At 42.1% G+C, this 21,957-nt stretch carries 22 protein-coding genes and 1 pseudogene; 7 read left to right on the top strand and 16 right to left on the bottom strand.

All coding sequences use genetic code 11. From position 1 onward, the window contains the following. The first annotated feature begins 108 nt into the window (after positions 1-108). The 3 genes from I8U23_RS02210 (at position 109) to I8U23_RS13670 (ending at position 1,416) form a co-directional block, all read left to right on the top strand. Positions 109-303 (top strand): hypothetical protein, encoded by a 195-nt coding sequence (locus I8U23_RS02210; protein WP_181821632.1) that lies wholly within the window; start codon positions 109-111, stop codon positions 301-303. 12 nt (positions 304-315) lie between these two features. Continuing rightward, complete coding sequence (locus I8U23_RS02215) at positions 316-660, top strand: DUF4064 domain-containing protein (RefSeq protein WP_198050680.1); 345 nt, start codon at positions 316-318, stop codon at positions 658-660. A 390-nt stretch (positions 661-1,050) separates the two neighbouring features. After that, the gene (locus tag I8U23_RS13670; protein WP_370526885.1) at positions 1,051-1,416 is read left to right on the top strand and encodes a CRISPR-associated protein Cas4; all 366 of its coding nucleotides are present in this window, start codon (positions 1,051-1,053) and stop codon (positions 1,414-1,416) included. A 468-nt stretch (positions 1,417-1,884) separates the two neighbouring features. Here I8U23_RS13670 and tcuA read toward each other — a convergent pair whose 3' ends face one another. Next, positions 1,885-3,420 carry an FAD-dependent tricarballylate dehydrogenase TcuA gene (tcuA, locus tag I8U23_RS02225; RefSeq protein ID WP_198050681.1) on the bottom strand — a complete coding sequence of 512 codons (1,536 nt, stop codon included), beginning with the start codon at positions 3,418-3,420 and terminating at the stop codon, positions 1,885-1,887. A gap of 779 nt (positions 3,421-4,199) precedes the next feature. After that, the gene (locus tag I8U23_RS02230) at positions 4,200-5,363 is read right to left on the bottom strand and encodes a 2-methylaconitate cis-trans isomerase PrpF family protein (RefSeq protein ID WP_198050682.1); all 1,164 of its coding nucleotides are present in this window, start codon (positions 5,361-5,363) and stop codon (positions 4,200-4,202) included. A 153-nt stretch (positions 5,364-5,516) separates the two neighbouring features. Here I8U23_RS02230 and I8U23_RS02235 point away from each other — a divergent pair, with 153 nt between their 5' ends. After that, positions 5,517-6,395 carry a LysR family transcriptional regulator gene (locus I8U23_RS02235; RefSeq protein WP_198050683.1) on the top strand — a complete coding sequence of 293 codons (879 nt, stop codon included), beginning with the start codon at positions 5,517-5,519 and terminating at the stop codon, positions 6,393-6,395. A gap of 524 nt (positions 6,396-6,919) precedes the next feature. Here I8U23_RS02235 and I8U23_RS02240 read toward each other — a convergent pair. From I8U23_RS02240 to I8U23_RS13680, 3 genes are all read right to left on the bottom strand, one after another. Further along, a complete protein-coding gene (locus I8U23_RS02240) occupies positions 6,920-8,314 on the bottom strand; it encodes an MFS transporter (RefSeq protein ID WP_370526871.1) in 1,395 nt (464 codons plus the stop codon). Positions 8,315-9,053: 739 nt separating this feature from the next. Then, positions 9,054-9,164: an ectoine synthase gene (locus I8U23_RS13675; RefSeq protein ID WP_370526886.1), complete on the bottom strand. Its 111-nt coding sequence runs from the start codon at positions 9,162-9,164 to the stop codon at positions 9,054-9,056. Positions 9,165-9,372: 208 nt separating this feature from the next. After that, complete coding sequence (locus I8U23_RS13680) at positions 9,373-9,672, bottom strand: tyrosine-type recombinase/integrase (protein ID WP_370526872.1); 300 nt, start codon at positions 9,670-9,672, stop codon at positions 9,373-9,375. 111 nt (positions 9,673-9,783) lie between these two features. Between I8U23_RS13680 and I8U23_RS02255 the strand changes: the two genes are divergently transcribed. Then, positions 9,784-10,383 (top strand): recombinase family protein, encoded by a 600-nt coding sequence (locus I8U23_RS02255; RefSeq protein WP_198050685.1) that lies wholly within the window; start codon positions 9,784-9,786, stop codon positions 10,381-10,383. 207 nt (positions 10,384-10,590) lie between these two features. Here I8U23_RS02255 and I8U23_RS02260 read toward each other — a convergent pair whose 3' ends face one another. The 11 genes and pseudogenes from I8U23_RS02260 to I8U23_RS02310 all read right to left on the bottom strand — a co-directional run bounded on the left by I8U23_RS02260 (position 10,591) and on the right by I8U23_RS02310 (position 20,331). Beyond that, complete coding sequence (locus tag I8U23_RS02260; RefSeq protein WP_037998490.1) at positions 10,591-11,076, bottom strand: RusA family crossover junction endodeoxyribonuclease; 486 nt, start codon at positions 11,074-11,076, stop codon at positions 10,591-10,593. Positions 11,077-11,088: 12 nt separating this feature from the next. Next, entirely contained in the window at positions 11,089-12,342 is a 1,254-nt protein-coding gene (locus tag I8U23_RS02265) for a DNA cytosine methyltransferase (protein ID WP_037998487.1), read from the bottom strand. Between the two features lie 971 nt (positions 12,343-13,313). Next, a complete protein-coding gene (locus I8U23_RS02270; protein ID WP_181732902.1) occupies positions 13,314-13,820 on the bottom strand; it encodes an Imm6 family immunity protein in 507 nt (168 codons plus the stop codon). A gap of 17 nt (positions 13,821-13,837) precedes the next feature. Further along, positions 13,838-14,640 (bottom strand): annotated as a pseudogene (locus tag I8U23_RS13790) (hypothetical protein). A 680-nt stretch (positions 14,641-15,320) separates the two neighbouring features. Further along, on the bottom strand, positions 15,321-15,563 hold the full coding sequence (locus tag I8U23_RS02280) for a hypothetical protein (RefSeq protein ID WP_181732900.1): 243 nt from the start codon (positions 15,561-15,563) through the stop codon (positions 15,321-15,323). Positions 15,564-15,591: 28 nt separating this feature from the next. Next, complete coding sequence (locus I8U23_RS02285) at positions 15,592-16,218, bottom strand: HNH endonuclease family protein (protein WP_198050686.1); 627 nt, start codon at positions 16,216-16,218, stop codon at positions 15,592-15,594. 296 nt (positions 16,219-16,514) lie between these two features. Next, positions 16,515-16,880: a hypothetical protein gene (locus I8U23_RS02290; RefSeq protein ID WP_198050687.1), complete on the bottom strand. Its 366-nt coding sequence runs from the start codon at positions 16,878-16,880 to the stop codon at positions 16,515-16,517. A gap of 138 nt (positions 16,881-17,018) precedes the next feature. Then, entirely contained in the window at positions 17,019-18,815 is a 1,797-nt protein-coding gene (locus I8U23_RS02295; protein WP_198050688.1) for a helix-turn-helix domain-containing protein, read from the bottom strand. Positions 18,816-18,992: 177 nt separating this feature from the next. Then, on the bottom strand, positions 18,993-19,244 hold the full coding sequence (locus I8U23_RS02300; protein WP_198050689.1) for a hypothetical protein: 252 nt from the start codon (positions 19,242-19,244) through the stop codon (positions 18,993-18,995). Beyond that, complete coding sequence (locus I8U23_RS02305) at positions 19,244-19,552, bottom strand: hypothetical protein (RefSeq protein ID WP_181732895.1); 309 nt, start codon at positions 19,550-19,552, stop codon at positions 19,244-19,246. The genes I8U23_RS02300 and I8U23_RS02305 overlap by 1 nt, the downstream gene beginning before the upstream one ends. Positions 19,553-20,154: 602 nt before the next feature. Further along, the gene (locus tag I8U23_RS02310; RefSeq protein WP_181732893.1) at positions 20,155-20,331 is read right to left on the bottom strand and encodes a hypothetical protein; all 177 of its coding nucleotides are present in this window, start codon (positions 20,329-20,331) and stop codon (positions 20,155-20,157) included. Between the two features lie 209 nt (positions 20,332-20,540). Between I8U23_RS02310 and I8U23_RS02315 the strand changes: the two genes are divergently transcribed. Next, positions 20,541-21,212, top strand: coding sequence for a helix-turn-helix domain-containing protein (locus tag I8U23_RS02315; RefSeq protein WP_181732892.1), 672 nt, complete (start codon positions 20,541-20,543; stop codon positions 21,210-21,212). Positions 21,213-21,229: 17 nt separating this feature from the next. After that, positions 21,230-21,946 (top strand): bifunctional diaminohydroxyphosphoribosylaminopyrimidine deaminase/5-amino-6-(5-phosphoribosylamino)uracil reductase RibD, encoded by a 717-nt coding sequence (gene ribD / locus I8U23_RS02320; RefSeq protein ID WP_181732891.1) that lies wholly within the window; start codon positions 21,230-21,232, stop codon positions 21,944-21,946. Positions 21,947-21,957: the final 11 nt, after the last annotated feature.

Below are 21,957 nucleotides of genomic sequence, written 5' to 3' on the forward strand. Positions count from 1 at the left end.
GTGCCGAAAAACGGTGTTGACCCTCAAGCGTGTCAGGGGTTTCGGTCACATGCCTGGCCTGATTAAGAAGGGAAAATCGTTGTCGGCGATAAGCAATTAAACGCCAACATGTTTATGGGTGATTCAGTTGGTGGCGAGATTGCAGGCGGTGTCAAACAAAATGGCGTTCTAACTTTCTTGACCAATAATAATGACCGTCTGGACCCCAAGTCAGTCAAAGAAATCAAAATGGATTTAGGCGAAGTGATGTCGTCCGATTTTATGAACACCAAAAAGGTTGAGTTTGAAATCAAAGTGCAATAAGGAGGATAGACAATGAGCCGGACAACAGAATTTGTTCTTGGGCTTATCGGTGGGATTTTCGGTTTTGGTGGTGCACTGTTTGCTATCTTTTTTGGAGCTGTGGATGAGGCTGTTTCAGGCAGCACATCGGAGGTAACCGGGTTAGGTTGGGGAGCTTTCCTTTTTTCCATCTTGGCAATCGTAGGAGCAATTGTAGTAAAGATCAATCCAAAGATCAGCGGTACTTTGATGCTGATTTCAGGGATCGGCGTATTAATTAGCATCGCGATGTTCTATGTATTAGCAACCGTGTTCCTTGTAATTGCAGGATTAATGGGAATCTTCCGCAAGGATAAACAAAAAGAAATGTCAGCATGAACCTAAAGGTGGGATTTTCCTCTTCTGGAGGATTACAAAAACAGCCCTCTCCATTTCCCGGAGAGGGCTGTAATATTAGAACTGAAGGTTTACAAGAATTTTATTTTTTTGTAGACTGATATTAGTTGATATTTTTGATGTTCATACAAGGATTTATCGAGCGCCTTGATATGTCAAAAATCCCCGGGGTTGCTCGTAAAAGCTGAAACCCGCATGAAATAAAGGAAAAAGCCACTCCGTTTTGACTTGATACATAAAAAATAACTTAAATGCGCTTTAAAAAACGAAGGTGCTCGAAAAACGATATTGAACCTCAAGCGTGTCAAGGGTTTCAGACGCATGCAGTCAAAATGGTTACACCTCTTCTAGAGGATTGAAACCGAGTGGGGGCTGAAGGGAAAACCTGATGAAATATGGCGCAACAATGATCGTCTACATATCGTTGAGATCAAGTCTACATACCTCCCAAGTGGACGAGATTACCCGTATCATAGCCATAAGATGCAGTTAGCATCGTATATGAGGCTTGCCGAAGCGGTATATAAGCTACCAGTGGAAAGCGGTGAAATACGCTACGCAGATGGACGGCGATATCTCTTTAATTGGGACTTTCGCTTGAAAAATGAATTAAGGGAAACCATCGAGAAAATGCGGAAGGTGGACGATCGGGGTAGAACATACGTTGAGGTAAAGAAATCGCAATGTCAAAGATGCTATTACTATAGTGTTTGCGACAAGAAGCGTTTTGCTAGATGAGTTTAGATCCCACAAAGGGTATGGATAATATGCCTATCAATAAAAAACAAAGGGAAAAGCGGAATGACGGGGAAAAAATCACGCTTGATAAGCTAAAAAAGGAACTTGGTATATAGGCGTCCGATGGTTGGACGCCTTCGTTTTTTATTAGGTCGAATACGGTAGCATCGAGTGTTTCGAGCAGGCACCTTTTGGTGCCTGCTCTACTGAGGAATTTAATAAGCCTTAATTATATAACCAACGTTTCTCCTGCTTGCTTAATTTCCTGCTCCTCAATGGGCGGTAATTAGATTGAGCACGACAACAACACGGAACGAACAAGGCTATTTGAGAAACGGATGCACAAATATATGTTCACCTTGATACCCCGTATACAGTTTTATTGAACCTTGGTTATCCAAATACCTCACTACACAATTTTGTAGTTCAAAAGCATTCTATTCATTAGTTATCAATTAATTTTAAAATTTAGTTTTTAATCGCCTTCTCTTGAGCATAGCGGGCCGCAGATGCACCGGCTAATTTTCCAAAAACTGCGCCCGACATCAATCCTGACCCACCCGGATAATTTTCGTAGAAGATTCCACCAATCATTTCACCAGCAGCAAAGAGTCCAACTATAGGTTTTCCTTCCTTGTTTAATACTTCACCGACTGGGCTAACATGCAATCCACCGTAGGTGAAAGTAATTCCACAAGTAACCGGGAAGGCATAGAATGGAGGTTGATCAATACGCAAGGCCCAGTTTGATTTTGGTGGAGTGATTCCCTTGGTTCCTTTACCATCCTTAACTGCAGGATTATACGTCCCTTCTTGTACAGCCATGTTGTAATCCTTAATTGTTTTTAAAAATTGGGCTTTATTGACTGGAATCAAATCAGCCAGTTCCTCCAAGCTGTTAGCTTGGTAAGAGGTGGCTTCCTCAAGGTTGTACTCAGGACGCAACAAGTGGCGTACCTGCGCGTCAAATATTTGAAAAGCGATATGATCAGGCTGCTTTAAAACTTCACGTCCATACTTAGCATAGGTATAATTTCGAAAATCAGCACCTTCATCCACGAACCTCTCCCCATTTTTATTGATCATAAGACCAAGAGGAAATGAAGACTTCTTGTAAATATCACCTGGTTTAGAAAAATCACCAACTTTTGGTGCGTTATAGTCCGTTGCTATAGAATGACATCCAGACCAATCACCGTATCTGTTGGCTCCTATCGCTAAGGCCATTTCAAGTCCATCACCAGTATTGTACTCGCTTCCTCTTACAATCGCTGCTTGCCACTCGGAACCCAAGTACTTGGTACGCATTTCTTTATTCGCCTCGAAGCCACCACAAGCTAAGATAACTGCACGTGTATGTACAGTAATCTCTCTATCACCTTGTTGCACTATAACGGATGTAATTTGATTATTTTCAGTCACTAGCTTTATGGCACGTGATTCATACCAGATATCGACGCCTAGTTCTTGCATACGCGCATTTAATTGTTGCACAAGGCCAATGCCCTTATTTTGTGTTCTTACAGGAAGACCACCCCAGAAATGTCGCTTTCCATCTTTCTCAAATGATTGATTCTCGTAATTAAGTTCAAAACTGACTCCATGGTTTTGCATCCATAAAATAGTCTCGTAAGATTTTGTGACTAATTGTTTCGCTAATTCGGGATCACTTTTCCCCTCAGTTACTCTCATGAGATCATTGTAGTAATCTTCTTCACTGTATGCTGGTATATTCATTTTCGCAGCTTCTGCATCAGTAATACTCGGTATAATTTTCCTGATATCATTGATACCGTTATAAGCAAAGCGAATGGCTCCATCCGTAAAAAACGTATTTCCACCCCGTTTGTTTTGTGGAGCCTTTTCCAAAACAATTACATTGACTCCTTTTTCTCTCGCTGCTAATGCAGCACACATAGCTGCGTTTCCTGCTCCTACTACAACCACATCAGTTTTCATAAGAGGGGCCTGCTTGAATGTTTGATGATTGTTCGTTTGATTCATCGAAGGCACCTCCGTCATAAATGGGTTAGGCGTTATACATAGATTTTTCCATCCATCAGACAACCTGACCGTCCCATAGACCAAAATCCATGCTCCTTCCTCGTATTGGGCTGCCTTCCAGAATCCCATCACAATGATCGATCTTGATGTTCGGAGAATCTGCGCTCGGCTTTTTGAGCGGATGAATCAATGTGCCCTCAATCTGTGAAGGGACCGCCAACAAACCCCAGCTGTTTCCACAAAACTTGGATCAGCTTCCCCATCAGCAGGATTGAAGTGCACATCCGACTTGCGAACCCAACAGCCCGAATTGATGGTTTCCTCGTTAAATGTTTGCTTTATATATTACTGAGATTTTCGCATCTTTCCCCACCATCACTTTCTCTGTATTGTCTTTGACAATTTTCCCAGATATAGTCCCCGCTCCATGCGGGTACGTAAATAACACTCCAAACCCCAAAGCCGGAGTCGTCACTCCATTCCTCACAGGTCCTTATATCCCACGTCTCTTCAAATATTGGTATATTTTTACACATATTGTCCTGTCCCCTTATTTAATGCATTACCTTGGTTTAAGTAAGAGTGACCCGTTTCTGACTTTGTCTTTGAGATACCTTGCAAGATGCGTCTTGTATCTTGAACGGTCCAAGACAATTGCATCTTCTCCTTACTCGCGAGCAGCCAACGCAGCTTTCATCGCAACGTTTCCTGTCCCCACAGCCACTACAACCGTTTACATAAATGTTTGTTCTCCATTGGATCACACCACCTTGATTGAATCATTTTGTATAAACAGAAGTGCTTGATAAACATACGCTTCCATTCATCAAGCACCGAGCAGTTCGATACACAGTTCCATATACGGCCTGCCATTGACCGTTCACTTGTTGAACCTCAGCCCCCACTTCCATGACCCCATCACAATGACCGATTCTAACTACATCGTTTTCGTCTCGTTTCGAATGAACGATCTGATTGACGAGCGTTCCGTTTATTTTGGCGGCGACTGCCAAGCAAATACCTCCGGTAATGGCAAAGGAAGGGTGGAGTTTTCCCATCGACATCATTCTCGCTACCAGATCGACATCACCCTTGTCGATCAATTCGCCTGAATTCGATATATAGTCTGATGATTCAGAAATAAAACAAATCTTGGGTACGGCCGGGCTTTTTACTTTGGCATCTTCAATATTAGTTGCCAAGCCTATTTTTGTGGCCGCAACCGCCCGTATATCGAGGACTCGGTCAAGAAGTTGTGGATTTTGATCGAGATCTTTCGGAAATTCAATGCCGGTTAATCCAAGGTCTTTTGCCCGTACAAAAACACATGGATTGGCTGCGTCGACAATGGATACTTCTACCTTGCCGTATTTCGTTTCGAGTATGTCCACCGTATGGTTTGTGGGCAACAGGCGACCTGTCACGGCTCCCCCTGGCTCCAGAAAATCAAGACGAATTTTATTTCCTTTGGTTGGTACACCGGGAATGCAAAAATCCCCATCGTAATCCGTTTTACCACCCTTGACCGGAACATGTGCAATGATATATTTTCGGGTATTTGTGTTATAGATCCTGACTTTCGTAATGGGTTCCTTAATCTCTTCAACAAGACCCTTATCAATTGAAAAAGGTCCGACCGCGGAGGAAATATTGCCGCAATTTCCCCTCATATCGATCAAAGGGGCTGTGATATCCACTTGCCCGAAAGTATAATTGACTGTATTTTTCTCCCCTTTTCGCTTGCTGATAATGGCTACTTTACTGGTAGTGGAAGTGCCACCGCCCAGACCGTCAATTTGTCGTCCGTACGGGTCAGGGCTACCAAATACTTTTAAGAGTATTTCCTGGCGGGTACTTAGATCTTCAGGAAGATCCTCTTCTATAAAGAACAAACCTTTACTGGTTCCTCCCCGCATAATCGTGCAAGGAATCTCTTTCTTCATCTGTCCCACCCTTTTTTAACCCGTTCTTTGTTTGAGCAGTGACGGATGATTTGACTGCTAAGGATATTGTAGTGTAATGTATAAAATAAATAAAATATTTCTTTTTTATAGTTAATCATAAATTAAATTTATGTTTATTGGAGGAAAGTAAAGATGGAAGAGAAAGACTGGATCATTTTAAAAACACTATATGAAGAACGCAATATAACAAAAGCTGCCGAACGATTGTATATTTCCCAGCCTGCCCTTACCTATCGTCTGCAACAACTGGAGAAAGAATTTGAAACGAAAATCGTCTTGAGGGGAAAAAAAGGAGTGGAGTTCACACCTGAAGGAGAATACCTGGTTGAATACGCAAACCAAATGATTTCGAAATTAAGAAATGTGAAGGAATATATCGCAAATATGAATAACAAAGTGAAGGGGACTTTACGATTAGGGGTTTCAGGCATCTACGCTCGTTATAAGCTTCCTATTATCTTAAAAAAATTCCTGAGTCACTATCCAAATGTGGATATCAATTTAAAAACCGGATGGAGTGTTGAAATCCCTCCCATGTTACACAAAGAGGAAGTTCATCTCGGCATTGTAAGAGGAAATTACGACTGGCAAGGTCAAAAGTATTTGTTACATAAAGAAACGATTTGTATTGCGGCAAAAGAAGAACTGGTGTTAGAAGAGCTGCCGATGTTGCCCCGTATTAATTATGAAACCGATATCACCTTAAAAACTTTGATTGATCATTGGTGGCAAAAAACATTTTCCCATCCACCCACAATCACAATGGAAGTTGATCAGATGGATACCTGCAAAGCAATGGTTAGAAACGGGCTGGGATATGCCATTCTTCCAGGTATTTGTTTATTGGATGAAGATGATTTCTTTACCATGCCGATCCGTTCGGCAGACGGCACTCCATTGACTCGAGATACATGGCTACTCTATCGAGACACTTCCTTGGAATTAACGTTTGTTAAATCGTTTATCGAATTCTTGCTATCCGAATCACAATCAAACAGCAGGGGAGATTGAACTATACAGTCCATCGCACTTTCCGCACGATGTAAAATGTGTTCCACTCTATTCTCCTGATCCGGTATGTTATCTATCGGATTTCCTCTTCAGGATACTCAGCTGTCTTTGCTGATCTCTTGAATTCCCCTAGAATGTCCCCTACAGTGTACAATGTCTCCTAAGGAGTCCTAACCATTACGCACGATATAACTTTCACATAAATGGATCATCGGCAGACCGCCACTGAAGAGAATGGCCTCCCCTTTGTCTGTATGCTTCATGAACCCTTATGGGGCACTTTTGATTCGTAGTCGGTTTAGCCCAAGCTTCGTGACACTCCCATCCTAGGCAGTTCCCATGCAGAACGTGAACAAGAAAAAGAGACCTTTGATTCATGGGCTGAGACTGACAAAGTAGTTGAACCGCTTGGGAGCGGGTCCGAATTTCCCGTCAAGTGTGGAGCAGAGACGGGAAATTCGGACCCGCAAACTTTGTCAACAACCTGCCCCCTTTGATGATAATGGGCCCTGTTTTAATGAATTCTATTGCTTAATATCTCTGAATCCAGAGGTGACAGAAGGATGGGTGTCAATTTGGCTTTGGCTTAAATCTTCCAAGCTTCGCTTCCTTGTGAGAGGACCAAAAATACCAACTGAAAAGGCAACGGCAAGCCAACAAGCGGCAATCAAAACAAACACACTTGTATATCCGTATCCAGTATAGAGATATCCAATCATGATCGGACCTACAATATTCGCCAAGCGTCCCACTCCATAGGTGAGACCACTACCAGAAGCCCTTGCTTCTGTCGGAAACATCTCGGGTGTATACGCATACAAAATGGAAGAAAACGTTCTCTCAAACATATGAACTAAAAATCCGCATACCATAATGAAGATCGGGGTAAATGTCATTCCGTACAATAACCCCACAATCATAATGACTACGGACAAGAGTGTCAGCGCCCATTTCCGTTCCATGCGGTCAGAGATCATGGACCCAAGCAACGCACCAATCGGAGCACCCAGCGAGCTTATGGCAGAATAGGTTAGTGAATTTTCAACTGAAAATCCTTGTTTGACCAACAGGGTAGGTACCCACGAACCAAAAGCATAGAAACCAAGCGTTTGGAAAATCCAGACCGCCAGCAACAAAGCAGTTCTCCCGCGATAGGTTGGATGAAACAATTCAGAAACCGGTACCGATTGTATCGCTTTTGCTTCGCGTGCAGCTTTAGGAACCGGAATCGAACCTTTTTCCCGGACCACAGCCGCTTCAATTCGTTCCATGGCCGCATTTGCCTCTTCGAACCTTCCTCGTTTTTCAAACCATCTGGGGGACTCCTCCATTTTTCTGGCTAGAAGAACAAAGAAGATTCCCAGGGCTCCCCAAACAAAGATCATTCTCCACCCCCAGGGACCTAACGGTATCACGAGTCGGGAAACCCATGATGTGATCGGAATCCCACACAAACCGATTGTGACACACAATGCTTGATATTTTCCTCGAACGGATGCCGGGAAAAACTCGCTGATATAAGTATTCGCAATGACTGTCATCGCGGAGAGACCAATACCGGTTAAAAATCGGAACATTCCCAATGTGAAAGGATTCCACGCAACCGCACTCAGTAAGGAAAACAAAGAGAAAAATGTAACGGTTACCATTAACCCCTTTTTACGGCCAAATTGATCTGCAAACCATCCGCCGACTGTGGATCCCAGAAACATGCCAAGAAAAGAGATAGACGTGATGAAAGCGATCGTACTGATTGACAGGTCCCAATGTTTTATAAGAGCCGGCGCCGCGTAAGCAAAAGTATTTAAATCCCCAAGTTCAAAGAAATACGCGAACGCAAGAGCATACAATACATTTTTGTGTACAGAAGAAACAGGCAAACGGTCCAAACGATTGGCAATATTTACACTTCTGTTCACGTTCGTTTTCCCCCTCCAAATGTTTTATTTTTGTTCCGTCACCATGAATGATTTGAATTACTTGAGATCCATCTCAACGTTAACGGATAAAGATTCCCTTCATTTTGCGAGCTATCAACACCCTCCTCCCGAAATCGTTGAAAATCGTATCCTTACTATCACCGATGTTCTCGCCTGTATTGAAATCGATTTCAATATGATATAATATATATTTAATATTTTGAATATTCACTCTGATCACCTGCCTGATGGGTGTAAGCGTTTTACATAATTGAAAATAAAGGACGTGCCTACTCGTGCTACTTGGGGTTTCGAATGGTTAAGGGTATCCGTCTACTGTCTGTTGTTCAACACTGAAGATGATGGGTGTATCACCGATTCATATTTGGCATATCCAAATCTCCCTGTTTATTTAGGTATCTTATATAATAAACGGTTGGCAAATGTTTATAAAATACTGATCTTTTATGGCATTCCATAAAGAAAACTGATGGTTCACTTAGGTGCAACATAGGGGCATTAACGACCAATGACCTTACCACTCAATCTTTTGGGTAAATAACGAAATGGAAATTATTGTTTAATAATCAAGCTGGTGACAAACCTACCCAGACATCACAAAAAGAAACCCGCCCAGGGTCTACAACCTGGACGGGTTTCTTTATATGGCGTCTGGACAATTCGTCACCGATGAACTTAATCATCTAGAGAAACGCTCACATTGCTCCGTGGGGTGGACTTAACCTTTTCGGCCAACATGCCGGCTCTCATCATGTACCTCCCGACCCGTCAGCGGTGGATTAAAAACACAAACCATCTGGAGACTGGGGTTGATGTCACCAACTACCACTACCAACGCGACCTCTAGTATTTGGAGTGGTATCAGTGCTCCATCGCTTTACTTCAGTATAGTAATCTCGGTTGGTGGACAGAAAACAACCCAGCATAAAGCTGGGCAATCAAAATCTACAATGTAGTGTCCAATCCATTTACTATTGTAACTTACATACGGGGATACCAACGCCCCAGATGATATGCCCACTTAACCTGACTATAAATCACCTTTCTTCGCTGATGAGCTCCACAGCTTTCCGAAGTTCTTTTTCTGATGGTGTCGTGTATCTCCGGGTGGTTTCGATGGACTCATGACCAGCCAAAGCAGCTACGTTTTGGATGGCTACTCCTTGGTCGATAAGACTCTTGCAGAAGGTATGGCGGAGGCAGTGGGCAGACACTTCTTTATCGTCAAGGACTTTGAAATATCTATCAAGCTGTTGATGAATGGCCTGGCGGCTCATCGGCCTGCCTTCACGGGTGACAAACAGGCGGTCTGTTTCTGGATTCCCTCGGTGCTTCATCCATTCCTGATAAGATTTGATGAGATCGTGGTCTATTGAAACACTCCGGCGGATACGATATTATAATAATCACAGCGTCCCAAATACATATCTCAAAATAGAGGTGATTTCATGACTGTTTATGGCTATGCTCGTGTTTCAACCAGTCACCAGGATATCAATTTACAAATAGACAAGCTAAATAAGTATGGATGTGATGTCATCTATCAAGAACATGTCAGCGGTAAAAGTGCAGATGAACGGAAAGAGCTTCAAAAACTGCTTAATACCGTTCAACCGGGCGACAAGATCGTTTTCACAAAATTAGACCGATTCGCTCGGTCTACGGTTGACGCGTTGAATATCGCAAATGAACTAAACAAAAAAGGCGTTGCTATGGTCGTTTTAAACTTCGGCGGAATGCAAGTCGATGTCTCTACACCTACAGGTAAATTGATGCTTACCATGTTTGCTGGATTTGCTGAGTTTGAACGTGAAATCATGCTTGAACGTCAACGCGCCGGAATTGAACGCGCAAAACGCGCCGGCAAATATAAAGGACGACTAAAGAAGTATCATGATAAACACGCCGGAATGAAACACGCCATCAAATTATTTAATGAGCGGGAACAAAACGGAATGACCGTCAAAGAGATATGCGAAATAACCGGTGTTAGTCGGTCCGCTCTATATAGAGAAGTTGAGCGACGAAAAACCCCAGAAATAATCTAACGAGAAAAGCGCCCTCTTAGGCGGCTTTTTCTTTATAAAAAACCGGGAGTCACTACATACAGAGAAGGAAGAGAGGGAATCCACCTCCATGTAATTTTGTTCTCCCGGTTTTTTGCATCCAATTGAACTGCTCCCATCCTGATCCCTCCTGGTGTGGTATAATTAAACAAATTAGCTTTTGCTTTGCCTCTTTATGGAAGGGTCTCTTTAACTGCTGAGGCCCTTTTTCATTTTCTCAAGCAAATGTTTCACTTGTCTTTCTAGCTCTTGCAATTCTTCCCACCGTTTACGGTCCACTAAAATCTTTTCAGAGTGCTTTTTCACTTTTACCTCCCGCGCTTCAATTTCTGCCCGTTCTTCATCCTTCGTCTTTACAAATACTTTTTCAGCATACAAATAACGAACAATCCATCTGTCATCCTCGAAAACAACCAAATTTAATGCATCTTCTAAGCTTTTCACATAATTTGAAAGATCCCCGTCCAAACTACCTTTCAAATAAACCCTGCAACCAAATTCGATTGGAATACCTCGCTTGATCATCTTCATTTTTGCGTTTGCCATTGCGCGTGTAGCACAAAGTCTTACATAATCCTTATAACCTAAGTATCTTTGAGCATCTCTTTTAACAAACTTTCCTCTTTGAGTCATACGTTTGTATGGAATCGGTCGGCCAGGAACTACTATTCTCACGGTTCTCCCTCCTCATATGCTGTATTGGATTCTCATGTCTGGTTGAACCCAGATTGGTTCCGCAGCCATCACCCATTCCTTCTCTTTAGCCGGCATCAATGTCCGAAGCATCGTTTCCGCAATTGCCCGAGCTGCTTGTGGGGGCACTGCATTCCCGATCCTTTCCCGCCATCGTTGCTCGTTTTTGCCCGCCAATTCCAGCGGTTTCCCATTGATGATGGCTGGGAAGCCTTGGAGTACCGCCAATTCTAAAGTTGTTAGCGGTCTATGCCAAGTTCCGTCCTTCCCGAGAATCAATTCTTCCTTGTTCATTTCCAGATTGCGTGGATCTGCAACTGCTGCAGTCCCCGCATGAATATCGGCGGATCCGGTCACGGTCGGGGCCGGTTCATTCCAACGGATAATGCCATATGTACCTGAACGAGGCTTACATCCTAGTTGCAGTTCCTTTGGTGCCTGTTGCAAGTCGCGCCAGTCATATCCTGGACGAATAAACGCTAATCGTTGCCAGGTTTTCTCCTGAAGCCGTGGCAACTTGTGCATCTTTCCGCCAATGGGATCATCCGGCAAGGGCAAGGTTCCGATCACATCGCCTATGGTCTGCATGGGCTTCACAGGCGGATGGTACACAAACGCTGGAACCTTCTTTTCATGTCGGGCAATTAGGAGGTATCGCTTCCGGTGTTGCGCCAGACCACCAATCGCCCCGCAATCATGATACCCGTCTGATACTGCGTAGCCATATTTCCTGAGTAGTTTCTTAATCCGATTTAAAAGAAAAATTCCTCTGCTCGTTATTCTTGGAACGTTTTCCAACAAAATCAGTGCTGGCAAATCTTCTTCAAATGCTTTTAGGCATAGCTCTATTCCTCGAACTGTCAATTGATTTAATGCCTGGTATTTTTTTGATTGTGAATTTTTCTGCGACAACAATCCTGAAAAACCTTTGCAAGGTGGACTAGTGAAAATAATATCCGGATACTCTCCGCCGACCGCCTGCCAAAGTTCAAACGGCGTCACTTCCTGCCAATCCTCCGGTGGCTCCTCCCCATGAAAATCGATGTACTGCTGCCGACTGAACAAGTCCATCTGGATGGCTGGGGATCCGGTGATCAGTTCAAAGTCCGCGCAGGCTTCGGAGTCGCAGTCGATCCCGGCCAGCGTCTCAACTGTTCCGACGACGCCTTTCCATTCCTCCCGTGCCTGCTGAAACCCAAGGGCTCCACCGCCAATTCCCGCAAACAAATATAACGCTTTGAACTTCATTTCTCTTCCTCCCTCTCCATTCTCCGGCCGCATCCACAAATGACGACAACAGCCGCCAATCCGTTCCACTATCTTCACATTGCCAGGACAATAATTAAAAGCCCTCTCCATATCCGGAGAGGGCTTTTTTGTTTCAATCCTCTAGCGGGGCTGAAGGGAAAACCTGATGAAATATGTCAAAATGGGATAACCACCGAAACCTCTTGAAATTCAAATGTCGAGTGGTTATGAAAAATACCCGGGAACTTTAATATTGGATCAGCATGTATTTTTGCATGCATAAAAAAGACCGTCCATATCGGACGGTCTTTTTTATTCCAAACTGGATTCAATGAATCGGCTTTGTCTCTCGTCTAATTTTTTCATACGATAACCTCCTTTTTCTTTAGTCAATCTCCTGGCACGCCACTTACACAGTGAACGAAAAATACCACTGTGTCACGTTCGTGCAGGTGGCGGCCACCTCTTCGCTGGCGAAACTTTGACTTATATATTTTTTGACTTGAAAATTCTCACAGCAAAAAATGTGAATGAATGAAGAATTTTTATTTTAACTCTTTTCTCTCTGTGATTGATTTCTTATAAAAAGACTTGTTAAATAAACCTTGATTTAAGGCTAAAAAACATTTTGCTTTTTAGCCTTAATTATTTATATTTTTCTTTTTATATTATTTTTCTTTTTATAGTTATTTATTTATAATGTTGTCTGTGTAACTGTGGTTTGAACTGTGAAATGAACTGTGCTTTAACAAAATAAAGAATCCCACAGCCAAAAATGGCCATGGGAAAGGGTTTGATGATTTCAGAGTATCGGCTTTGGAAGTCGTGAAAGACTTCAGTGTATCGGCTTTGGAAATCATCAAAAAGTCTTTTACTCAATTGCTTCTGTGCAATTGGGACGATTAAAAGGGGAAAATCCCCTTCATATATTACGCCAAATATAGCGGAAATGTTTCCACTTAATCATTTTTTTATGCAATCAACCTCAACAATTCTTCTCTCTTAATTTTCCTATCACTGCCTGCCGGATAATTTTCCAATAGGTATTGTTTTAAACGATCTGCCCATTCTTCTTGGTAGCCGTTTACTTTTACGATTTTTTCCATAAAGATCTCGATGGATTGATCACTTTCGCTTTCAAGCAATTGTGGGAAATAATCTTTCTCTAATTGATAGGCTTTCCATATAGCATAACAGATGCCATCAAATATGCAGAAGAATAGAGATAGTAATGCAGGATTATCAACCACTCCCGGATAGTGCTCAATGAAAACCAGTGCTTCATCTTCATCAGCAAACACGTCATAAATGTCCACAGCACTATATTTTCTATTTTTAACCCAATCCCAGCACATATCCACCACTCTTTTGATCCGATCATACCAATCGTAGTTTTTCGTTTGATCTGAAAGTTTTTCTGTCAAAGTTAATACAAAAGCAACTTTGGCATCTTCATTTATATTTTTGTACCACTTCATAATTAAAGCCCCCCATATCACTCATATTTATATTGTTTACCATCTTTTACTATGAAGAAATGTCTTTTAGTAACTTTTCTTCCCCCCTCGAGAAATCTGGCCAGTAGACGAACTTCCAAATCAAGAGTCCTTCGGTAATTAATTTTGTATTGAAAAAGAGGGTGGGTCACAGTATCATGCATTCGCCGCTCATATGCGGCAAAAAATCTTTTTTTCGGTTGTTGTTTGAGCTGACAGTTTTTTAGAACTCCAATAAAAGTCATTGCTTGTTGGAACATTTCTTTATCCCATTTTCGTACAACTTGGGTCTGTCGCTTTGGGTTCCACTGAATATCTTCGCGGGTATCCGTGTATAAATGAAGAATTGGTTGTAACCTGTAGGTTTCCAAAGTATTTAAGATGTCCAACCAAGGATCAGATTGCTTCTTTCTTTGTCCTTTTGATACTCTTCCTCCCATCGTGGGTCTCCTTGCATTTTCAGTTTCATCCATCGAGGTTTTCTCCCTGCTTTGGATATTCCTTTTCCTGATACAGTGTTGGGATCCACAAGACGCCCCAACCAGGTACTTGCTGATTGAGATGCATTTCCGGTTATAATACATTCATACATTTTTCGAAGTGCAGACAAAATGTCTTCGGGTTCTCCGACTTCACCCGTCCGACTTTGTCGCTGGCGGATGTGGTCCATCAGCTGTCGCTGAATCTCTTCTTTACTCTGACTTCCCACTGCTTCCTGACGTATCAGCAACAGAAAATTCATGTAATAGGCTACACCTTGATTAAACAGCTCATGTGTTTTCCAAATCCCTCGGCGCAACATTTTTGGTGTTGTAAAATAAACTCAAAAATTAAAACCCTTTCTTTAAACTCGATAGGGATTCAAAACGTCTCAGAAGGAAAAATAGAAGCTCACTAACATACGCCTAAGAGATTCTATTTTGCCATTCATTATTCGCTTTTCATTTTCACTTGGACATCATGCACAACGTCCATGATGCTAGCATTTATGCTAGCACTAACGCTAACCACATTAGTGTTAGCAAATTTTGAAAAACAACAAGATTTCATCTTATGAATTGCTGGATCGTCAATGGAATCATTATCTTTTACGTCCGTTCTGATTCATTATAGATATTACCATTGAAATAATACTGACAATGACTGCTAGTTGCTCCCAGGTCACCAAATTTGCATTCATTTAAATTCCTCCTTTCAAAAAAGACGCCCATTATGGCGTCTTTTTTTGAATTAGTAATGATTTCACAAGCAATATGGAAGAACAGGAAATGATTTTTTCTCTCCTTAACTCTTTTCACTAAAACATAATGGGAAGCCACAGTTCTAAATTAGACATTTGGGATGAAATTTTTTTGCAAATCTCCAAATCTCCCCCCTTCATAAGTAATATACCTATCAGGGGGTCATTTTTAGGGTCAAAGTATTAATTTTTTTGTTTTTGCGCACAAAAAAAGCTGCCTGAATAAGGCAGCTTTTTTTCTTTTAAGGACGTTCCAAAACATTGACGAGAATACGGTGGATAACCTCGTGGTCGCGCGGATCGTGCAGGCGATAGTTCTTACCTGGCAGTGTGTACCACTCCTCGGCGCCGACGTATGTAATAGACATTTTAAGAGTTCCGGCGTCATCGCATGTAGTTCGTAACATGAGGTCGCCACTAATCACACCGACTTCGTTTGTCATCACACCATGAGTTGCAGTAAATGTTGATGTTATTTCTTGCATCCGAGTAACTCCTTTCTCGGGTTGCAAATTAATAAGAGCAAGTATTGAGCATGCTTTGTAGTGCAGTCTTTTCCGACGATTGCAAAGTCAAACCCCATTTATATTTCACTCGGATCCACCACTTAGCGTACGCACAATGTGCGCCAGCCCTTGATGGCTTCCACGTTGATGGGTCCTGGTCTCCCTTGCTTCGGTTGCTACTGGCAGACACTGCGATGAGTTGGGGGTTGTCAAGATCATTTGCAAATGCTTGGCGCTTTTCTTGGGTCCATGCATTGGCACCGCTTCGCCATGCTTCTGCGAGGGGAACTACATGATCGATGTCGATCTCGGATGGTGAATAGGCGGTAACCCCATCGTAGTAGGAATACCATTTTCCGGAGGTTACAGGGCATTCACCCTCATAATAGTCAGCATCGCGCTTTAAAACAACTTGTCTAGTGTTACAACCGTCTCCTTGATTGATCCAATGTGGGAACTTGTCCCTCGAGTACCCTGTCATCGATCCTTCGGGAGCAACGGTCAGTGCGTTAAGTTCAGATTGAGCCTCTGCCAGCGATGGAGTATCAGGAAGCGCCGAGGCTGTTGGCATATCAAAGGTAACACCAGATAGCGCCAGGATTATGGCAAGCCAAACTGTCAAAATAGATTTCATAGAACTCCTCCTTAGTTATTATTTCCAACACAATTATATCCGAACATTCATAATAAAACGATCTTTATACAATACCATGATTAATTTATTTTCTATCAGAAGCTTTTTCAATAAAATAAGCCATCCTTTCTCTTTATAGGGCAGCTTATTTCTTATGAGTGTAGTTTATGATTTTATCAATAGATTGTGTTCTTTTCTTCTTTATATCATTATAAGTAAAACGCATAACCTTCCATCCTTTGCGCTTCATAAAAGCATTACAGCGGCGGTCGAACAGACAGACATTAACTTTAGTTTTAATCTTTTATTCCTCTTTTTCCCTTTAATAGAATAGTAGCCACTTTCCACGGATATTTCCCAATCCAAACAAATGGATTGACGAAAGGAGCGAATGTTTTTCTCCCCAAAAATCCAATCACCAAAAAAAGCACAAGAAACACCCAATAATAAACCAGAATCAGTAACCCAAAACACAAAAACAATAACATATATCCAATGAGAATTAGTCTCCATGCCCACCGGTCAATGACCGGATTTCTTTGTAATTCCAGACCAATCCAAATCAAAAAAATTTGGTACAGTTTATATGTTAGCAAAAATATCAATATAGAATTTGAAATTATCATAATCCACTCAATAATTTTTGCTCCACTTTCAATCATTTTCCCTCTCCTTTCTTGTAACATGATGTGTAACATCGAAGTGAAATGATGTTACACATCGTAGCCGAAAACCCATATAACTTCGATATTTTCTCTTAGCAAAAATCCGGGAAAGGAAATCCATGTTACATGTTACAGTTAGACAAAATACACTAGTTTTTTTCCGTTTCTTTGTTCTTGAAGTTTCAACTCTTTTTTTATACGCTGGAATGTCATTCGGGAAACATTAAGTTCCTCGCAAATTTCCTTTGTTGTTAAACCGGGTGTCTCACGCAACAATACCAATACTTTATCCTTTGTAGTCACGTTTTCTCTTTTGGATTTTGCCTCTTTTCTGGCATACAGAGGCAAGAGAACTTCCCTTGCTTTTTTTATAATTGATGCTTTCGTCATACCGAATTGATTCTCCAGATCAGGGACAGAGAACGATGACAACCGCATTAAAGCTGGTTCAAGTAGCTTCGCGCGGAATACATACTCCTTTTTATTGCAAGTAATCCGCATGATCCCTTGGTATTTCTCCAAGTTGTGAAAATCCTCAACAGTGAACGGATCCAGTTCTACTTCAAAATCCTGAAACACTTCATCGCTTCCCTTTAACAGAACCATATCCATTCCTGTTTTGAATGACCTCAGAATATCACTCTTGCGTTGGCCAGCTTTCGCGAATGATGACCAATCGTGAAATGAGAAAATGAACTTGGTCCGATACTTCCGCGGTTTCTTAGTCATTTGTAGGAATATGTTTTGAACCGGTTTGTTTTTGATGATCAGATCAATTTCATCTACGATCACCGCACATTCCTTGCGGCATGAATTCGGGATCATCTCACGGGCCATCATCATACGCCAAATCTTGATAATATAGTGGGTAAAAGCAAAATCTTGGAAAGTCTCTTTAGAGTTTGGAATGTGGATTAGTACTAGATACGGTTCATTCATCCATTTCCAAAAGTCGATGTTTTCATCTTTTGTCTGACTGAGCGAGTAGAAAAGGCGCTTGTATGATCTCAATTGTGCAATTCGGTTTTCGATGGTTTCTAGCACTCGGCTGTTTTCTTTTTCGCTCTCTTCGTCAATCTGATTCATCGCAATCTCCAACTCAAAATCAGTCTCACTGAGTCTTTCCATGAGTTCGTCCCGATACTCTCCATCCTTCAGAATCCTCATGGCGTCAAGCAAGTTTCCTTCACCGACACGATATGATGCTTGAAGAGCGCTTTTGAAAAATCTTTCAATAGATACCGTTTGAGTGTCATCTTTGAGAAACTTCCGCAATAGCTCGGTTTCAATCTCGGCCACCTCAGCAGCAATGGATTCGTCATCCTGGTACAGTTTCATGAGATCGTGCCAATCAATAGGAACAACACGCTCCACATTGGCATGGTTCAGGATGACCACCCGGTCCCTGATCCACTCTGGCACGCAAGCCAGAATTTCCGGTAACATCACGCCATCTGCGACATCAAACAAGAAGACAGATCGGGCAATTTGTTCCCACTCTTTTCGGTTCTTTGCACGAACCCCGAAAAACTCCAAGGCCATGTTGATGAACAAAGTGCTCTTTCCGGCTCCTTGTTTTCCCACCACCATCATCGGAGTGGAAAGACTGTCTTTCGATTCTTCATTTTCCTCCCGTACCAAGGAGAGGATTTTTCCAGACCTGTGACGAGCAAATGCGATATGCTTCGGGGAATCCGTCACCATTTTCCCGGCGATCCGACCGCGCTTCGGTTGCTCTTTCTTTTCCTCTTTTTTCTCATCTAGTGGTTCTGTTTTAAACCATTCCTCGATCTTCTTCCGTTCTTTTGGTTCAAACAAAGCATCTAATACCTCCGGTAAAACGTCCGTTTTCAATATCTCCCCAGCTTTTTTCAACCAAGTAGGAATTTTTTGAGTTCGGGACGAATGAAACCGGGATGAGTGGTTTTTCATCAGGATCACTCCTTTCAGTAGAAAGGACTAGCCTGCCTCGCTAGTCCTCTATTTCATCAACATCTTCTGTGTTCGGTTTGGTGGTTAGCGCTTGGTTTTCCACTCTTTCTCTCTTCCTAAACCAAAAAGTGAAAGCTCCGAGCACCGCCACGAAAATAGTGAAGATTAAATACCAAATCATTTTTTCGACGCCTTCACTTCTTTTTCCCACTGTTCAGCCTCTTCATCATGACCATAGCTTCCAACCGATATAAAGAAGCCAGACACAATGATAAAGGCTAAAAGCATTGAAGTAATTTTTTTCAACATCCTGGATATATTCCAATTGGTCCGATAACCGATAAGTATGACTAGCGGTGCGAAGATTACTGAAAAAACCGTCACTGCAAACTGACCGCTCAAAAACATCAGTCCTTGGATTAATTCCATCACATATCTCCTTTCGCAGCCTCTGCAAGTTTGCCCCCGACCATATCGATCACCAATAAAACGCTGTCCCACAACGAGGACATCAATTGGGCTGCAACCATGATGATCAGGCATGAAGAGATGATCCACAATGCGAGAATACGAACAAAATATTGGGTAAAGACTTTAACAGGCTTTTTTCCTTTAAAGCCAATCTGCCAGATAGCTATAAATGTTAGGATGACAATCGCAACAGCAGCAAACAGCATGAACAGATCAGCGAAACTCGAGATAAACGCAATCGTCCCCTTGAGATCAGGTGCTCCCATTCTCTTCTCTCCCTCTTATTTCTTGAATAACTTCCGTCTAATGAAATCATAAACAACACTTGCCACTACTACGACAGGCGCGACATATATCGTTAAAATAAGTAGCAAAGCGAATGTATAAAGTACCTTATCCATTGTAAAAAGCCTCGCTTCTGTTGTTTTTCGTCATAGAAAGTTTTCCGAATCCAGCCTTGCTCATCGTAATCAAATTTGTAAGCGAGCTGGTCGTCATCACAGAAACACTCACTAATCACTCTCCCATTTTCATCGGTTGTGCACGATCGGACTAACTGGCCATTCTTATAGATAAATGACACGACTTCGGTTTCTTTTTCTTGATTTTCTAGTCCAATGCTGTTATTTCCGAGTCAACAACGGCCCTCGAATAAATAGATACAATCACCTTGCTTTTCCGGGATATTATCCGGGAAAAAATAAGCCTTTAATGAATTCACGTCCTTTTTCTGTTTTTTCTCAAACTCCATCTGTCACCGCGCTTCAACGGGATCAGATACATTGGGATCAGATCTCCGAAAAGTTTTTTCAGTTTTAAACTGGATCACTCCTTTGTTTTTTTGGGGGGAGTCGACAAACCCGACTCCCTATTCATACTTTTCTGAATTAGCAGAAGAAAAAATATCGTAACTGAATCCGGAAAAAATCACTTTTCCTGGCTCAATTTCTGCATGAATCAAATGCGACAGCGGAAAATATATTGTTTTCTCCCCAGTTTCAATCTTCACAATTTTCACCGCCTTTGAGGGCAATAATTTGTTCATCCCTTCCCACCTCCGATTGGCGTTTTGCTCAATACTAAAAGTTCAGTATCCAGCTTTTACGAAGGTCACGACTCAATAAATTGATGTTTGCTCAAGTTCTTGATTTAAGAATATTCGATACTTACTCAAATGTCAATAATTTAAATTGCTATTTGATCAACTTTATATTAAGATGTACTCGGAGATGGAAACAGGAAGGAGGGAAATGCATGGCTTTTGCGAACAGGCTCAAGGAGCTTAGAAAAAGAAAAAAAGTGACCCAAGCAGAATTAGCGAGTCACCTTGGTATTGATAACACCACAGTATCGAAATGGGAAAAGGGAATTTATGAACCAAGCATTGAGAACATTAAAAAAATCGCTGAATTCTTTGGGGTATCCACCGACTCGCTTCTTGGTCGGTTTGAGTCGTCACGCAGAGGATTTGGAAGAGATCACAGCAAAGCAACAAAAAAATACATTGATCTCCGGCAATTAGATGCAATGCCGGAAGAATTGAGTGGGGAGTTGCAACCACCCGTGCTGTTATACCACGTTTTGCAACTACGAGACGGGACCCCTGTCTCGATCTCAAAATCGTATATCCCCCACTCCTTTCCGCTTGAGGAATTAGCAAGCATTCTGAAAGAAGTAAAGCAGAATCCCACCTTGAGTTTATATAAAACTCTGGAATCCTTTGGAAGAAAGCCGATTTCCTGTGAAGAAACAATTGTCATTGATTACCCTTCAGAAAAAGAACGTGAACTTTTAGAAATGCCTGAAGGCGTTCCTGTTGCGAGAATCACCCGGAAAACATTTGATGCTTCCAGCAAGCTCGTTGAATACTGCCAACTCACTAGTCGGACGGATCTTTATAAGTTTGTATATAAATTTACTTTGTAGATATTGGGGGTTTAAATATGAGACATGAACAAACCAAACAGGAAGCCTTGGAATATTACAAAAAAACCGGTTTTCCTTTGGTAACACTCAAAACGGCGATGACTTTAGATGGGAAAATCGCCACTGCTGACGGCGACAGTAAATGGGTAACCAATGAACTTTCGAGAAAAGACGTTCATTACATGCGTCATTGGAATGACGGAATCATGGTCGGGATCGGAACTGTTTTAAAAGACCGCCCGAGACTGACAACGCGTTTACCCGAAGGTGGAGGCAAAAATCCAACCCGTATTGTTGCTGACAGCCATTTACGTATTCCCCTGGATACTCCACTAGTGACGACCACAGAAGAAGCGCCAACCTGGGTATTTTGTACTGATGCCGCAGATGAAGAGAAAGAAAAACAACTTGTGGATCGTGGAGTAAAAGTTATACGTACCGGTAGCGGCCCGCAAGTTGATTTGGTAAAAGCCATGAAATACTTAGCTGAAAACGGAATTTTATCAGTTTTACTTGAGGGGGGCGGTGGACTCAACTGGTCAATGGTTGAAGCCAAACTTGTTGGGAAAGTGGTATCCTTCATTGCTCCCAAATTGCTCGGTGGGAAAGAGAGTATTACTCCTATTTCAGGAAAAGGATTTGAACGAATGGCTTTGGCGGTAGAACTTGAAAATGTGACTGTTGAGCGTTTCGGTGAAGACATTTGCATAACCGGTTATCCTCTGTACAAATAAGAAAAGGCCTG

Origin of the sequence: Thermoactinomyces sp. CICC 10735 (assembly GCF_016055175.1) — a bacterium.
GTDB lineage: Bacteria > Bacillota > Bacilli > Thermoactinomycetales > Thermoactinomycetaceae > Thermoactinomyces > Thermoactinomyces vulgaris.